The 16757-nt window shown below is 38.7% G+C and carries 14 protein-coding genes; 8 read left to right on the top strand and 6 right to left on the bottom strand.

Annotated elements, in window-relative coordinates:
• Positions 1-198 precede the first annotated feature (198 nt).
• Positions 199-3012 (bottom strand): leucine--tRNA ligase, encoded by a 2814-nt coding sequence (gene leuS, locus BWI92_RS11140; protein ID WP_095163376.1) that lies wholly within the window; start codon positions 3010-3012, stop codon positions 199-201.
• A gap of 453 nt (positions 3013-3465) precedes the next feature.
• Here leuS and BWI92_RS11135 point away from each other — a divergent pair, with 453 nt between their 5' ends.
• Positions 3466-4431 (top strand): sulfite exporter TauE/SafE family protein, encoded by a 966-nt coding sequence (locus BWI92_RS11135; protein ID WP_095163243.1) that lies wholly within the window; start codon positions 3466-3468, stop codon positions 4429-4431.
• 524 nt (positions 4432-4955) lie between these two features.
• Complete coding sequence (locus BWI92_RS11125; RefSeq protein WP_095163239.1) at positions 4956-5855, top strand: DUF695 domain-containing protein; 900 nt, start codon at positions 4956-4958, stop codon at positions 5853-5855.
• Between the two features lie 149 nt (positions 5856-6004).
• On the opposite strand, the gene BWI92_RS11120 is transcribed toward BWI92_RS11125, so the two are convergent.
• The 3 genes from BWI92_RS11120 to BWI92_RS11115 all read right to left on the bottom strand — a co-directional run bounded on the left by BWI92_RS11120 (position 6005) and on the right by BWI92_RS11115 (position 8627).
• On the bottom strand, positions 6005-7093 hold the full coding sequence (locus BWI92_RS11120) for a family 10 glycosylhydrolase (RefSeq protein ID WP_095163237.1): 1089 nt from the start codon (positions 7091-7093) through the stop codon (positions 6005-6007).
• A gap of 172 nt (positions 7094-7265) precedes the next feature.
• The gene (locus BWI92_RS27015; protein ID WP_141234749.1) at positions 7266-7475 is read right to left on the bottom strand and encodes a hypothetical protein; all 210 of its coding nucleotides are present in this window, start codon (positions 7473-7475) and stop codon (positions 7266-7268) included.
• A gap of 87 nt (positions 7476-7562) precedes the next feature.
• A complete protein-coding gene (locus tag BWI92_RS11115; RefSeq protein ID WP_095163235.1) occupies positions 7563-8627 on the bottom strand; it encodes a carbohydrate-binding family 9-like protein in 1065 nt (354 codons plus the stop codon).
• Positions 8628-8809: 182 nt separating this feature from the next.
• Between BWI92_RS11115 and BWI92_RS11110 the strand changes: the two genes are divergently transcribed.
• From BWI92_RS11110 to BWI92_RS11090, 6 genes are all read left to right on the top strand, one after another.
• Positions 8810-9118, top strand: a complete 309-nt coding sequence (locus BWI92_RS11110; RefSeq protein ID WP_095163233.1) for a hypothetical protein — start codon at positions 8810-8812, stop codon at positions 9116-9118.
• 101 nt (positions 9119-9219) lie between these two features.
• Entirely contained in the window at positions 9220-10062 is an 843-nt protein-coding gene (locus tag BWI92_RS28665) for a family 20 glycosylhydrolase (RefSeq protein ID WP_310588895.1), read from the top strand.
• Positions 10007-11131, top strand: coding sequence for a family 20 glycosylhydrolase (locus BWI92_RS28660; RefSeq protein WP_310588894.1), 1125 nt, complete (start codon positions 10007-10009; stop codon positions 11129-11131). The genes BWI92_RS28665 and BWI92_RS28660 overlap by 56 nt, the downstream gene beginning before the upstream one ends.
• 195 nt (positions 11132-11326) lie before the next feature.
• Positions 11327-12967 carry a M14 family metallopeptidase gene (locus BWI92_RS11100; RefSeq protein WP_095163231.1) on the top strand — a complete coding sequence of 547 codons (1641 nt, stop codon included), beginning with the start codon at positions 11327-11329 and terminating at the stop codon, positions 12965-12967.
• 53 nt (positions 12968-13020) lie between these two features.
• Positions 13021-14766 (top strand): M14 family metallopeptidase, encoded by a 1746-nt coding sequence (locus BWI92_RS11095; RefSeq protein ID WP_095163228.1) that lies wholly within the window; start codon positions 13021-13023, stop codon positions 14764-14766.
• A gap of 490 nt (positions 14767-15256) precedes the next feature.
• Entirely contained in the window at positions 15257-15784 is a 528-nt protein-coding gene (locus BWI92_RS11090; protein WP_095163226.1) for a murein L,D-transpeptidase family protein, read from the top strand.
• On the opposite strand, the gene BWI92_RS11085 is transcribed toward BWI92_RS11090, so the two are convergent.
• Positions 15781-16017 carry a hypothetical protein gene (locus BWI92_RS11085; protein WP_095163224.1) on the bottom strand — a complete coding sequence of 79 codons (237 nt, stop codon included), beginning with the start codon at positions 16015-16017 and terminating at the stop codon, positions 15781-15783. The genes BWI92_RS11090 and BWI92_RS11085 overlap by 4 nt on opposite strands.
• 123 nt (positions 16018-16140) lie before the next feature.
• Positions 16141-16701, bottom strand: a complete 561-nt coding sequence (locus tag BWI92_RS11080) for a Crp/Fnr family transcriptional regulator (RefSeq protein WP_166578932.1) — start codon at positions 16699-16701, stop codon at positions 16141-16143.
• Positions 16702-16757 lie beyond the last annotated feature (56 nt).

The raw sequence follows: 16757 nt of genomic DNA, 5'->3' as shown, positions 1-16757 counted from the left end.
AAATAAAAGTGATTCCATTTAGCGGCTGAATTTATTCACCCGCAACCAAAAAGGCGGTCGAAAAACTAATTTCGACCGCCTTTTTGATATTATATTTCAGATTGATACTTTGTTAAGACGTAAAGTATTACGTCTCTACTGGTGAATTTCTTTTTAAAAACTTCATTCACCACTCACAATTCACCATTCTAAATTATCTTATAACACAACGTTAACAATACGTTTTGGTACAACGATAACTTTCTTAGGAGTTTTGCCTTCAAGCCATTTTTGTACTACTTCGTTTGCCAATACACCAGCTTCGATTTCTGAACTTGCCAAATCTACAGGGAAAGCAATGTTTGTTCTTACTTTTCCATTGATAGAAATTGGATATTCGAAACTTGATTCTACCAAGTATGATGGCTCAAATTTAGGGAAAGAAGCCTTTGAAACCGTTCCAGCTTCATGACCCAACAACGACCATAATTCTTCCGACAAATGTGGCGTATATGGAGACATTAAGATGACTAATTGTTCCAAAATTTCCTTTTTAGAACATTTCAACGAACCTAAGTCATTTACACAAATCATCAAACTTGAAACTACGGTATTGAACGAATAACGCTCTAAATCGTCTTCTACTTTTTTGATGGCTGTATGCAATACCTTCAACTCTTCTTTCGTAGCTTTTTCGTCCTTCACTTTCCAGTTGCCTTGCTCATCGTAGAACAAACGCCATACTTTTTTGATAAATCTGAAAGAACCGTCGATACCATTGGTATTCCAAGGTTTTGCTTGTTCCAATGGTCCCAAGAACATTTCGTACAAACGTAAGGTATCTGCCCCTACTCTATCCACCAACACATCTGGATTTACGACATTGTATTTCGATTTTGACATTTTCTCAACCTCTACTCCACAAACATATTTGTCGCCTTCCAAGATAAATTCAGCTTCCGCAAAGTCAGAACGCCAAGCTTTAAACGCCGCAATATCCAAAATTTCATTGCTTACGATATTTACATCAACGTGCAATGGAGTCACTTCGTATTGGTCTTTCAAGCCAGCCGAAACAAAAACAGGCTTTTTGCCTTCGCCATTCGATGACTTGATACGATATACAAAGTTAGAACGACCTTGAATCATACCTTGGTTAATCAACTTTTTGGCAAATTCTTCTTCGTTTACTAAACCAATATCTTTCAAGAATTTATTCCAGAAACGGCTATATAACAAGTGCCCTGTAGCGTGCTCAGAACCACCAATGTACAAGTCAACTGCTTGCCAATAATCGATAGCCTCTTTGCTTGCCATTGCCTCCTCGTTGTGGGCATCCATATAACGATACCAATACCAAGACGAACCTGCCCAGCCTGGCATGGTACTCAATTCGTATTCGTATTCGCCTTTGTATTTCCAACCTTCTGCACGACCAAGTGGTGGTTCGCCAGTTTCGGTTGGTAAATATTTATCAATTGAAGGTAATTCTAATGGCAATTCTGATTCTTCAATCAAGTATGGCAAACCATCTTTGAAATATACTGGCACTGGCTCACCCCAATAGCGTTGACGGCTAAATACCGCATTACGCAAACGGAATTGTGTTTTGCCTTTACCAATACCTCTTTCCTCCAATGACTGAACCAACGTAGCCGTAGCCTCTTTGTATTCCATGCCATTGATGATACCAGAGTTGATATATTTACCTTCTTTTGTATTATCTGCTTGTGTTTCAATTTCTTTTTGCGCATCCAAAACGGGAATAATTGGCAAATTGAAATGTGTTGCAAAATTCCAGTCACGTTGGTCGCCTGATGGTACGCCCATTACAGCGCCAGTTCCATAACCAGCCAACACATAATCAGCCAAATAAATCGGTACTTTCTCGTCATTAAATGGATTGATAACATAGCTTCCAGTAAACGCACCTGAAACACGTTTTACCTCCGACATACGATCTAACTCTGAGCGAGATTTTGCCCAATTTACATAAGCCTCAACTTCTTCTTTTTGAGCCTCTGTAGTCAAATATGGAACATAATCGTGCTCTGGAGCAATTACCATAAAGCTCACTCCGTAAATGGTATCTACACGTGTGGTAAATACTTCGATAAATTCTGGAGCTTCTTCTGATACTGTAGAGCGGTCAACTTTAAAACGAACCGATGCTCCTTGAGAGCGACCAATCCAGTTGCGTTGTTGTTCTTTGATAGCATCAGACCAATCTACTTCGTTCAAGCCATCAATCAAACGGTCGGCATACGCTGTAATACGCATAGACCATTGCTTCATTTTCTTTTGTTCAACTGGAAACCCTCCACGTTCAGAAACACCGTCTTTTACCTCATCGTTGGCCAAAACTGTTCCTAATCCTGGGCACCAGTTTACTACAGATTCATCAGGGAAAGTCAAACGGTATTTCAACAACAATTCTTGTTGCTGATGACCCGACATATTATTCCAATCTTCTGCAGTGAATGTTGGCGTCTCCTCATCACAAACCGCTTTCACGGCAGTGTTTCCAGATTCTGCAAAACGTTCTACCAAAGAATCAATAGACAAAGCTCTATTGGCATCTTTGTCGTAATAGTGATTGAAAAGTTGCATAAAAATCCACTGAGTCCATTTGTAGAACTTAGGATCTGAAGTACGCACTTCTCTTGACCAGTCGTAGCTAAAACCGATTTGTTTCAACTGACGAATATATGTAGCAATATTATCTTCGGTTGTAATGGCAGGATGCTGACCCGTTTGGATAGCGTATTGTTCAGCAGGCAAACCAAAAGAGTCAAAACCCATTGGGTGTAATACATTGAAACCCTTGAGGCGACGATAACGGCTCACAATATCACTTGCGATATACCCAAGTGGGTGACCTACGTGCAAACCCGCTCCTGATGGATAAGGGAACATATCCAACACATAATACTTTGGTTTTGAGTGGTCGATTTCAGTTTTGTAGGTTTGGTTTTCATCCCAAAACTGACGCCATTTTTGTTCTACTTCTCTAAAGTTGTATTCTGCAGACATTTCTATAAAATTGAATGATTGGAGCATAAAATGTAGATAAGCATTCTACGCTCGAAAATTTTGGCAAAATTACAGATTTTTGTCGGAATTTCCTGTAGGAGATTTTGTAGAGGCTAAGTTTAAACTATTTTACCTGAAAATTTGATTTGGTATTTCTATCCTAATCATTAGAGCTTTCAAAATTCATTGCAAAGAGAAAAGAGATTTGTAATGAATTTAACACGCATCTCGTGCCAAAGCGAATAATTTAGCTAGTTCTTGATCTAAAGTTTTACTTGATAGGCACCCTTATTCAACCCAAAAGAAAATGTTCAAATAGATTCAAGTCAAGACGTAATCTTTGTATGTCGACTGAAGAAATAAAATAATTTCCCAACAAAATATTTAATCTACCATATTTGTAGAATAATAAAACTCTATTAACTTTGTAGGAAATATTGATTTTATAGACCAATGATAGAAGGCTCGACACAAGCAGAAATTCAGGAAACAAAACCCATTGTCCCGAAAAAATCCTCCAAAAACCCATTTGAGGAAGCTATTATTAATTTATGGAAGCGTGAACGAACACCAGCAGAAATCGTAATTCATATTTTCAATGCGATTGCACTTATGTTGGTAGGGCATTTTTTATTTACCTATCTCACCGTCCAAAATATCACAACCGCATTCAACGAAGTTACCTCCGATATTATCTTTTTCATCATGGCTGGATTCATCGCCCAAATGGTCGACGGAGCATTAGGCATGGCTTATGGTGTAACAGCTTCGACGTTTTTAGCTAACGTAGGCGTTTCACCAGCGGTAATTAGTATGAGTGTGCACGCCTCTGAGATTTTCACCAGTGGAGCTTCTGGATATATGCACTTGAAGTTTGGGAACGTAAACTCGAAACTCTTTAAGGCGGTCTTGATTCCAGGGGTAATTGGTGCCATATTAGGAGCCTATTTGCTTTCAACCTTATTAGAACAATACATAGGATATGTCAAACCAGCTGTGTCTATCTACACACTTTGCCTAGGTATTTTGATTATCAAGAAGGCTTTAGTAAAACGTCAGGCGAAGAAAAACGTAAAAATGATTGGACCTTTGGCTTGGTTTGGTGGTTTTATGGACTCAGTAGGCGGTGGCGGCTGGGGACCGATTGTCTCTTCTACGCTCATTGCTTCAGGACGTCATCCTCGCTATACAATTGGTTCAGTTAACTTAGCGGAGTTCTTTATCTCTCTATCATCTTCATTAACCTTTATTTTTGTCATTGGATTTTCACAATGGCAAGTTATTCTAGGTTTAATTTTGGGAGGAATGGTTGCTGCTCCAATTGCGGCTAAATTATCAACCAAGATACCTACCAAAGCACTCATGATTCTAGTCGGTATTGTGGTAATTCTAGCTTCATTGAAAAAGATTATAGGATAAGAATTTTCCAAAAACAATCGATATATACAGCCTTCTCAGCTTAGTTGAGAAGGCTTTTTTATGATATTCGACCGCTTAGTCAGAATATCATTAAGTAGATAGACCTACTCTTGGTGATTCAAAATATTCCCATTAATTTTCCTAAAAATTGATACCCTTAACATAGCTACTTTGTTTAACTTCCTTTTTCGGCATTAAACCTGCGTTTCTTCAAAAGGCTATTAGTTTCCAAACTTTAGAGAACACTTCTCAATTCACTTGCACGGCAGTGATATATCTCAAGCTATTATAAAATTGCTAGGCATTAAAATCTGATATTTATTTTTTATGAGTATTATTAAACGTTTTTTTCAGAAACAATCTGCACCCAATAATCCATATAAAGAGTTCTGGAATTGGTTTTCGGAAAATGAAAAAAAGTTTTTTGACATTGTTAAAGATGGTGAAAAAATCGACGAAGCATTTTTTGCTATTTTAAGTCCTAGGTTAGAACAATTACATAAAGGAATCTTTTTTTATCGGGAATGTCTGACGAAAACATTGCCGAACTTATCCTGACAGCCGATGGCATTGTAAAAAACATTGTTTTTATTGAAGAACTCATTGACGCTGCTCCAGTATTTCCCAATTGGAAAATAACGGCGCTCAAGCAGGCTGTAGATATGGAAGATTGGCAGATTGGGATTGAAGATTTAATCATCAATTCGCCAAGCTTAAGTTTCTTTCCAGATGAGTATCCGCAATATCCTGACGAGATTGCGATTACGATTGTATATCAGGACTACTCAACCGAAGAACATGGTACGATTGTCTCTGGTATTTATATGTTTTTGGACAATCTTTTGGGAGAATTAAATGCTGGTGTTCAGCTAGATCAAATCAAAATACAAGGACCAAATACATCACATCCCGATTTGATTCCAATTGCTAAACTCCCTGCTTACCTTAACTGGCGAGAAAAGGAATTTATCGAAAAATATGAGTCAACCGAAATTCCCGACGACGATATTCCCCTCACTACACTTCAGGCAACGAGCGAAAACGAAATGCCATTGATTGCTAGCATTAATATGCCTTTGCTCAACTGGGATGCCAAACCTTCCTTCCCGTGGGTTTTACGCCTAGAACTGCAATATGATGGTCAGCAAAATGATGGACTACCCACTGAAAGTGATTTCGAAATTTTGAATGAATTAGAAGATACCCTACTCGATAACCTACTGGATTCGGGCATGTGTTTGTACGCAGGTAGACAAGTGGGGTCGAATATGTGTGAGTTTTATTTTACTTGTAAAAACTTCAGAGAACCTTCCAAAAAAGTTTACGAACTCACACCCGAAATTGAACAAAACTTTAAATTCGAATACTTTATTTATCGAGATAAATATTGGCGTTCATTTGAGCATTTTCGCGTAGCGCTTTAGTATCTAAATTGAGTGATTATTTTAAAGCAGTAGAGACGCAATGATTGCGTCTTAAGCCGAGTAAAATCTAGCAATTTTTCATCAAAAAAGCGGGCTGAAAATATTTTCGCCCGCTTTTTTGATGAAAATTGGAGAATAATCACAATCAACTACGCAGTTTTGATGGCCTCTTTCAAGGCTGATAAAACTTTGGCGTCGACATTTCCAAAAAGAGAAACGCCTGATGCACCGCTCTTTAAGGCAAGTTGAATACCCTTTACAATCTCTCCTTGATTATCAAAATCTGGTAAAAACAAGCCTGCATACAAAGGAAACTTTCCATGAAGTGTTCGCACTCCTTCCTCTACTGCATCCCCAATCCAAGCCACATCTTCTTTGTAGAATTTGTGATAAATCATAGGACAAACTCCCGACAAATTCCAGTTAGTCCAATCCTGGCGGACAATACGCTTGGCAACTTCTGGCGTTGGAAATACCGCTGCAGTAATAGGCTTCTTGAACGAAGCTGCCGTCGCCGATAAATGATTGACAATCCGGGTAATGTTGTCATAACGGAACTTACGCCAAGAAAGATTTTGGTCTGGATTTTCTGACTTTAAGATATCAATTCCTTTTAACTCCTTGAACTTCGAGCGACAAGTATCACAGTAGCAAAAATCATATTCAGGTAACTCCTGATTTTGCTGAATACCGTAGTTTTTCCAAAGATTTACAGGCAATATCACGTCACAATAACGCACATAATCCAAGTGAATACCATCAACATAGGGCTTGCTCAACTCAGTCTTAACGACATTTTCGAGGTAGGCTTTTGTCTCTGGTTTTGACGGGCACAACCAACGGTAATAATCCACATAAGGAGGTTTTGTCGCACAAGAATCGCCCTTGCGACTCACCGCATACATTTCAGGATGAGATTTCAAGAGGCTTTCTTCACCACGGTTCATGGTCCAAATCCAACGGTGGGTTTCTAGTCCTTGTTTTTTAGCAATAGTAAAATGCTTTTCGTCATCGGCTTCAAAGAAAATGCCTGTAATACCGCTTTCCTGAAACTCTTTATACTGTTTAGTCAGCGCCTCTTCACTTGCTTTGTGGTCGGGATTTATCCAAACCCAAAACTTGCGTTTTGATTTTGCTGAAAAAATTTGCTGTTCTCTCTTAGCCGCAACAGCACTCGAACCACCAGCCAAAGCCAAGGAGCCCAAGCCAATTTGCTTCAAAAATGTTCTTTTTTTCATAGTTTTAAAAAATTGAAAATTGGGAAAAATTAAGGGTAAGATTTGCTTGAGAAAAACTCTAAACAAAGGCAGAAAGGCATTCGGCTGTCAGCTTTGGGCTTTCGGTAAGGCAGACCAATACTGAAAACGGTCAGTGATAAACTCTCCACGGAACTAATATCTGGCTTGTTGCTTACGCCTGATTTGTTGGAGAAAAACTCCAACGAAGGCAGTAATAAATAAGCGTTCGGCTTTCAGCTTTGGGCTTTCGGCTAGACAGTCCAATACTGAAAACGGTCAGTGAGAAACTCTCTACAGAACTAATATCTGGCTTGTTGCTTACGCCTGATTTGTTGGAGAAAAACTCCAACAAAGGCAGAAATAGGCTGTCAGCTTGGGGCATTGGGCTGTCGGCTTGAAGTCTTATTTTAGCTCCTTGCCGAAAGCCCAAAGCTGAACGCCGAATGCCCAACCCTCGACCTTGGTAAATTTATAAATCTCGCACTAAAAGTCTGCCATCCTGTGTGAGTGTCAACAGTTTTTTGTTGGTCAAATCTTTTAACCTAATCATAAATAAATGCTCCGAAGCTTCTATTTTGACTTCATACTCTTTTGGCCAATTCAAACCTAACTGACTAGGTTCAGCGGTATAGGTTTTATTTTTTCCATGAAAAGCTTGTTGAGCGTCATATCCAGCCCAAATCCATCTCTTTGCCGTTTCGATACTTGGCAATTGGTATTGAATAGGACTTTCTGTAACCTTTTTGTCAGAGAAAATTAAATAGCCCCAGCGGTCAGGAATGTGCATATTAATCGCATCTTGTGGCGACCATACCCAGTTGTATTCAGGCAATACTCCCGTTCCATCAGGCTTATTTTTTCTGACATATTTGCCATTTTTAATTTCATGCTGCCATTCTACTCGCGAGAAATTGATACGCCATAGACTTAAATCTTTCGGAAATGGCACATTCAATCCCATACCCACTGACTCGAAAGGAATGGCTATTTCGATTGTCCAAAATTGATCTTCATCGGTTGGATTATTGATAGTTCCGTTGCAATAGACAGCTGTTTTCATACCTTTAATGTCCCATGAAATAAGTGCATCGCCCCCATTTCTATAGGATTTGGGCAAAAACAAATCGAAGGTATTATTAATAGGATTTACTTCTAGTTCAAAATATTCATGTCCATCACCATCAGGATCGATAAATACTTCAAAATCATTTTCGAGAAATACCACTTGGTCTTTCTTATTTTGGTAAGACCACAAATGTTTTTCGTCCAATTTGGCTGCAATGTACAAATACTTGTCATCCCACAACATTTTGGCTTTGGTCGCTTGCAAGGGCAAAGGCTGTTTGGCACCTTCTATGTCCACAAACTCGGTGGTCCAACTTGCTTTTTGCCAAGCTTCTTCATCAAGCTTTCCATCAATTTTTAAGTTTTGATGGGTTTTATAGCAAATATATTGCTTGGGAAAATAGGGAACCTGCGCATAGTTTTGAAAACCAATGATGCCTAAACACAGGGTTAAAAGAAGTTTTTTCATAAGATATTAATAAAGAAAATTGGAAGTGTTCTATCTAGGTTTTGTACAAAATAGAATCGTACAATATTCTGATAGTTTTGTGTATTAACTATACCGAACTGTAACGATTTCCATTTTGAGCTTTGATTTCAAGATTCAGGTTTCTATATTTCAAAATGGTATAAACTCAATCAAACTTCATCATGTCGAATTTATCGCTTCATTTTGCCCAAAACTTTAATCATAAATTGGATTGTGAATATTTTACCTCGATTCGCCCACAACGAGATATTTATCAATTCGGTGCAGAAATAGACATTTATTGTCAAGAGCATTTTCTCAAAAAAGCCAACATCATCAGCATTAAAACATTGACTCTTGATGAACTGGACGACTGGACGGCATTTCTCGATGCAGGTATGAATAGGTATGAACTTACGACTCTACTCAAAACCTTTTATCCAGAAGCCGAAAGTCTACTCTTTAACGTATTACTGATGCAAACTTGTTGAGACAGTAAGACAATTTACAAAAGCAGATAAAACCTTGTTTATCAATCAAAAAAAAGTAATAATTTTCCTTTTTAAAATTTTATCCAAAATCCCAAAATTCTATGAAAAAACCGTTATCAACCTTTAAAGCTGGAGCATTCGCTCTACTCCTCCTAGCTTCGGGAGGGCTCAAAGCTCAAGACAAACCTCATAATTTAATTCCTGAGCCTGTCAAAATTAGTACTAGTAAAGGGCAATTTTCCATAAAATCAAGCACTACTATTCTTATTCAACAAGAAGAAGCCAGAACAACAGCAGAGCTTTTGGCAGCACGTTTGAACAAGGCAACAGGATGGAATTTTACCGTTAAAAAAGGGTCACATCAGCCCAATGCGATTAGTTTTTCACTACATAAAAATCCAGTTGAAGAGCTAGGGAAAGAAGGCTATAACCTAGAAGTGGATGCCAATGGAGCAAAAGTAACTGCCAATCAAACAGGAGGATTGTTTTATGGTATGCAGAGTATTTTGCAACTATTGCCGACCGAAATCGAAAGCAATACCGCTGTTAAAAAAGACTGGACGCTTCCTTTTGTCAAAATCACCGATTATCCTCGTTTTGCTTGGCGTGGTATCATGTTTGACGTGAGTCGTCATTTCTTTACCAAAGACGAGGTAAAGCGTTACATTGATGTCATGGCTCGCTTGAAATACAACACTTTCCACTGGCATTTGACCGACGATAATGGCTGGAGAATTGAGATAAAATCTTTGCCAAAACTCACCGAGGTGGGAGCTTGGCGTGTGCCACGTATTGGAAAGTTTAATCAGTTGGATGCTCCAAAAGATGGCGAAGCGGCAACAGACGGCGGTTTTTATACGCAAGAAGATATAAAAGAGGTTGTCAAATATGCCTCAGAAGCGCAATGTAACCATTGTGCCCGAGATAGATGTACCGGGTCATAGTATGGCGGCAATTGCAGCCTATCCTGAGCTTTCGTGTACAAAAGACCCTAAGACAAAGGTAAACCCAGGAAGTAAATTTGCGGAGTGGTACGGTAATGGTAAATTCAAAATGTTGACCGATAATACACTCAATCCTTCAGATGAAAAAGTTTATGAATTTTTGGACAAAGTATTTACAGAAGTAGCAGCACTTTTCCCCAATCCATATATCCATGTAGGTGGAGATGAATGTTACAAAGGTTTTTGGGAAGCCGATGCCAACTGTCAGGCATTGATGCAGAAAGAAAACATGAAGCATGTAGAAGAGTTGCAAGGATATTTCATGAAAAGAGTGGAAAAAATCTTGAAAACTAAAGGGAAGAAGTTGCTTGGTTGGGACGAGATTTTAGAGGGCGGTATTGCACCAGAAGCCACAGTCATGAGCTGGAGAGGCATCGAAGGAGGTATTGAAGCAGCCAAATTGGGGCATAACGTAGTGATGACGCCTTCTCCTTATGTGTATATCGACTTTATGCAAAGTGACAGAACCTTGGAACCACCTATTTATGCTACTTTACGTTTGAAAAAATGCTATGATTTCGAACCAATTCCTGAAGGCGTAGATGGTAAATTTATTTTGGGTGGACAAGCCAACCTTTGGACAGAAGGCATTCCAACTTTGGCATATGCTGAATATATGACCTATCCTCGTTGCTGGGCATTATCAGAAGTATATTGGTCACCAAAAGAGAAAAAGAATTGGGAGAAATTTGTTACTAAAATGGAAAATCATTTCGACCGTGCCGATTTAGCAGGTATCAATTACGCTCGCTCTGCTTATGATGCAGCCATCAAACCGAGTATGAAAGATGGAAAATTAGTCGTAGAACTCGAAGCAGAAATTCCGAACTTAACAATTCATTATTCTATTGACGACACCGTTCCTAGCAAATTTAGTCCTGTGTACAAAGACCCTATCCAGATTCCAGAAGGACCGATTACTTTACGTGTAAACACCTACCGTAATGGAAAACCGATTGGACGAATGATTACTTTGAGTCGTGAAGAATTAGTCAAACGCTCAAAATAATTTTTCATCGTACTTTTTTTCGATTGAGACTCTCAAACGTGTATTACATCGAATCATACGCTTGTGATTGCTGGATTTTCTAGGAATACCTGTATTTTTAGGAAAAATCACTTATCCAACCTTCATCGCAACTATATGATTCTCTTAATTCTTGAAAATTGAGAATCGTTGAAGTCGAGAAAAAAGTACTTAACAATGAAAAAAATCTTTATTCTGGCTGGGCTACTCGCTTTTTCGGGTTGTGCTTTTGCCCAAAGTTCCTATCCAAACCATGCCCAACTGAGTGCACGCCTCAAAACCCTCAGTAGCAAATATGCCACCACCACCAAACTTGAATCTATTGGAAAAAGTAAAGGTGGAAAAGACCTATTTGCCATTACCCTAAGCAAAGGTGATGCAAGTGCAAAACCTGCTATTGCTATCTTAGCAGGCGCAGATGGCGCACATTTAGCAGGTACAGAGGTTGCTCTACAACTGGCAGAAAAATTGGTCGCTTCGGATTCGCTTGCCAAAATCCTCGAAACAAAAACTTTTTATATCATTCCTAGCATCAACCCTGATGCACAAGAACAATTTTCAGCAAAACTCAAATTCGAGCGGAGCGGCAACGACGTTGATACCGACGACGACCGTGATGGACGCTTAAACGAAGATCCTTTTGAAGATTTGAACAACGATGGACAAATCACATGGATGCGTATTGAAGACCCTTCAGGTACGTTCATTATTAGCAAAGAAGACCCAAGAGTCATGGTAAAGGCCGACCCAAGTAAAGGGGAAGTTGGCAAGTATATCCTCCTCAGCGAAGGTATCGACAATGATAAAGATGGTGTTTTCAACGAAGATGGCGTCGGAGGAGTAAATATTGATAAAAACGGCACTTACGATTATCCATTTTTCACCCAAGGTTCGGGAGAATATGCTGCTTCCGAGTCAGAAACTAAAGCGCTTTTAGACTTTTTATATACTACCAAAAATATTTACGCTGTATTTACCTTTGGTCCTGCCAACAACTTGAGCGAAGCAACAAAGTTTGATAAATCTAAAACCTTGAAACGAATTATAACAGGAATTTTAGAAAAAGACGCTTCTGTTGGTGAGCAAATATCTAAACTTTACAACGCTCAAACAGGTTTGAAAGATGCACCTGCTATGCCACAAACCAAAGGAAATCTTTCTCAAACTGCTTATTATCACTACGGAAGACTAAGCTTTAGTACTCCAACTTGGTGGGCACCAAAAGTATCCGCAACAAAAGATTCTACGAAGAAAGAAATAAAAGAAGTCAAAGCAAGTGACAATGAGGATATTCGCTTTTTGAAATGGGCTGATGCGCAGCAACTAAAAGGAAGTTTTGTGGCTTGGCAAAAAATCAATCATCCAGATTTTCCTAATCAAACTGTTGAGGTTGGCGGTATTGCTCCTTATGCAAAATTGAACCCTCCTCTCAGTTATTTGAATGAAACTACCGACAAACATCTCAAGTTTTTCAAAGCTTTTACCGCACAAATGTCTGATTTGCAGATTCTCAATGTAAAAACAGAAGCTGTTTCGGCTGGATTAACTCGTGTAACAGTTCAAGTAACCAACAAAGGTTTATTGCCAACTGGTTCAGAAATCGGTGATCGTGTACGTTGGGTACAAAAAGTACGCACAGAAGTAAAAACTTCAAGTGCACAAACTATTATTTCAGGGAAAAAAGTCAACCTTCGAGGTGCTATGTCGGCTGGTGAATCACAAGAATATAGCTGGTTGATTAGTGGTTCGGGCAGTATCACTATCGAAGCGGGTAATGCTATGACAGGTATTAAAACTGTATCTGTAGCGCTGAAATAGACTTTTATTCTCCACATCGTACAATATTCAACAAATTATCTTAGTATTTTCTCATGAAAAAATATATATCCCTATTCTTGTTGTCATGCTCATTGGGTGCAGCAGCGCAAGAAAAAACCATCAACGATGACCTAACAGGGCTTCGTGCCATTGGCACTCCCGCATCGCCAAAAGTAAAAATTAGCTGGAATCATTACAATGATTATGCGATGATTACTCGTTTTTGCCAAGATTTAGCAAAAGCATACCCAGATTTAGTGAAAGTAGAATCTATGGGAAAATCAACCCAAGGAAAAGATATGTGGGTTTTAACTATTTCAGATTTTAAGTCTGGAAGTGTAGATCGTAAACCTGGCTTTTATATTGATGGCAATATCCACTCAAACGAGATTCAAGGCACTGAAGTGGCGATGTACACAGCTTGGTACTTGGCCGAAAGTTTTAATTCGGTAGATTTTATCAAACAACTGTTGAAAGATAAAGTCTTTTACATTGTTCCAACTATCAACCCAGATGCTCGTGAGGATTTCTTGAAAAATCCAAACACACCACATTCGCCTCGTTCGGGTATGTTGGCTTTTGATGATGACGGCGATGGCAAGGCAGACGAAGACAAATTTGATGACCTCGACGGCGATGGCAATATCGTAATGATGCGCCGCAAAACGCCTTATGGCCGTTGGAAAGTAGATTGCGATAATCCACAGCGTATGATTCCTGCCAAACCAGACGAAAAAGGAGAATACGAAATGTTAGGTTATGAAGGCATCGACAATGATGGCGATGGTGCTGTCAATGAAGATTTGATTGGCTATTATGACCCAAACCGTGACTGGGGTTGGAACTGGCAACCAGACTACATTCAACGTGGAGCCTTGTATCACCCAGGCACTTTGGCGGAGACTCGCAATATCAAAAACTTTGTATATGCACACCCTAATATTGCTGGAGCGCAAAGTTATCACAACAATGGAGGCATGTTCTTACGTGGTCCGGGGGCTGAGGAAGACGCAGGATTTTACGTACCTCAAGACGGCGCAGTGTATGATTATTTTGGAAAAATTGGTGAGAAAATCAATCCGGGATATAAGTACTTTGTGATTTACAAAGATCTATACACTGTTTACGGAGGCGAAATCGACTGGCTTGCGCTTGGTCGTGGGGTATTTACTTTTTCAACAGAATTATTTACTTCTTATAAATTATTTGGAAAACAAAGCGAGGAAGGTCGTGGACAAAACAATGATTTTGAGGAGTTTAGTAAAAACCTCTTATTCAATGATGCTTATGTAGCTTGGAAACCATTCAAGCATCCGCAATATGGCGATATTGAAATAGGTGGACCAAAGAAAAACTACACTCGAAATCACCCAGGATTTATGTTGGAAGAGGATGCTCACCGCAACATGGCTTTTACGGTGTTACATGCCTCACAAATGCCTAAATTAGAAGTATCGGAAATTCGTCAAAAAGCCTTAGCGGGTGGTTTTACAGAAGTAACAGCAGTGGTGACCAATTCTAAAGTTATTCCAACTCACTCAGCGCATGATTTGAAGTATAAAATCGAAAGACCAGACTATATTTCTTTGAAAAATGCCAATGTAGTAGCTGGAATGATCGTCGAAAACGAAGACATCAATTTGACTAAAGAACAAAAATACACGCCTCAAACGATTGAAGTTTCGAATATTTCAGGAATGAGCGCAGTGAAAGTTCGCTGGATTGTAAAAGGTAAACTTGACAAAGCCACAATAGAAGTTGACAGTCAAAAAGGTGGATTGACAAGTAGAACTCTGTAAGTAGGCTTTAGGCCGTAAGCCCTAGACATTAGGCTTTTAGCTTAGCGCATAAAGCCTAGCGCTTAATGCGGGTATAATTATTTTTTATATACCAGTAGAGACGCAATGATTGCGTCTTAAGCATTTTAGCATCAAAAAGCGGTCGGAAAATATTTTCTGACCGCTTTTTGATGAAAACTAGGATCCTGTTTTAGACGTACATCCTATAATACAAATTTTAACAATCACTCATGCACACAATAACAAATCACTCAATACGGATGATTCATGTTTTGGAAATAATATCATTAACAATCTATGTTCAGAGAGTCAAAACTATAAAACACAAGTTTTTCAAAATATAATCACATACAAATTTCTGTCTCCGACCGTTTACTAACTACATATCTATATTTCTACTTAAATAGCTGTTTTTCAATCCTCTCAGAAACCTCGTATACTATCTTTGTAAACAAAATTCTTCTTTGCTCTCTCTAAATCCTAAAATCTTATGACTCATCCTCTCAAAATTATCTTTCGAATATTTACGCCTGTCCTTATTCTTGGGCTGGCAATTTATCAGTTTTTACCTGAAACTCCACTTCCGAAAAATGCTCAAATTGATAGTCTAGTTGTATTCAAATCGAAGCGACAATTACTAGCTTTTTATGATGGGCAACTCCTTAAAACATATTCTATTGCACTAGGCCGACAACCGCTCGGTGCTAAAGAGTACGAGGGCGATTTAAAAACCCCAGAAGGAAGCTATATCATTTACGACAAAAACCCACACAGTGATTACTATAAAAACTTAGGTATCTCCTACCCCAACGCAAAAGATATAGCTCACGCACGAAAGTTACACCGCCCAGCGGGAGGCGAAATTAAAATTCATGGACTAAAAAATTACATGGGACTTTTAGGCAAATTTCATCGCTGGTTTGATTGGACTTTAGGTTGTATCGCTGTTCAAAACGCTGAAATAGACGAATTATACGATGCTGTTCCAATTGGCACTCCTATTGTAATTTATCCTTAAACCTCTTCAAATTCCACAGGTTCTTTTAAAGCATCCTTGGTATCTGCTTTTTTGTTTACTGGAGTACTACAATTTCCTGCGGCGCAACAGCCAGTATTAGAAATAGCTTGAAAAAGTACAATCGCACTCAATCCCAAAAGTAAAAAATCTTTCTGCATTATTCCGTTTGTTAAAGCCCAAGCTCCAACTGCCAAACGGAGAAATCGCATCACACTCCAATTCTTTAAATCCATGTCGTTAGTATTTATTTGCTCAAAGTAGTAAAAAATCAATCAATATTGTATAAATATATAAACATATAATCATTTATTATAGTTTCAAAAAAGGCTTTTCAGCCTTTTTTGATTTGCTTACAACTAAGCCTTTATATTATTTCTGATACGACTCAAACTATCGGGATGAATACCCAAGAAAGAAGCTAAATCTTTTACTGGAATAAGCCTTAAAGCATCTGGTTGATAGGTAATCAAATTAAGATAGCGTTCCTCCGCACTTTGCGAAATCAAGCTGTAAGTCCGTTTTGTTTCGCGGATATACAAGCCTTCGGCGATTCTTCGGTGAAAGCGTTCAGCATTTTTAGATCTTTCCAAAAGCTCCAAAACAGGCTGATAACGCAAACGCATAGCAGTAACCTTCGTAACCGCCTGAATACCAATGGAAGAAGGCGTTTGAGATAAACAAGAGGCAAAAGAACTTACAAAATTTCCTTTGAAGCCCAAATCCACACAAATTTCTTTATCCTCCTTGAAGGAAATATATTTTACAGCACCTTCAATGATAAAATAAGTACACGATTCTACCTGATCTATTTCAGTAAGAAATTCCTTTTTCTTAAACTGAACTTCTTCAATATGACTACGATAGAAGTCCCACTCTTCTGACGAGAAGTTTGCTAGTCTGAAGATTGCCTCTTTCACAATTTCTATTTTTTGGGGATTTACTATCATCTCATTACATCTAATAGTGGGTTAAT

Source organism: Flectobacillus sp. BAB-3569 (genome assembly GCF_002270355.1).
In the GTDB taxonomy this organism is placed as follows: domain Bacteria; phylum Bacteroidota; class Bacteroidia; order Cytophagales; family Spirosomataceae; genus Flectobacillus; species Flectobacillus roseus.
The sequence above is the reverse complement of the archived record's forward strand: the minus strand, read 5'-3'. Positions and strand labels throughout refer to the sequence as shown.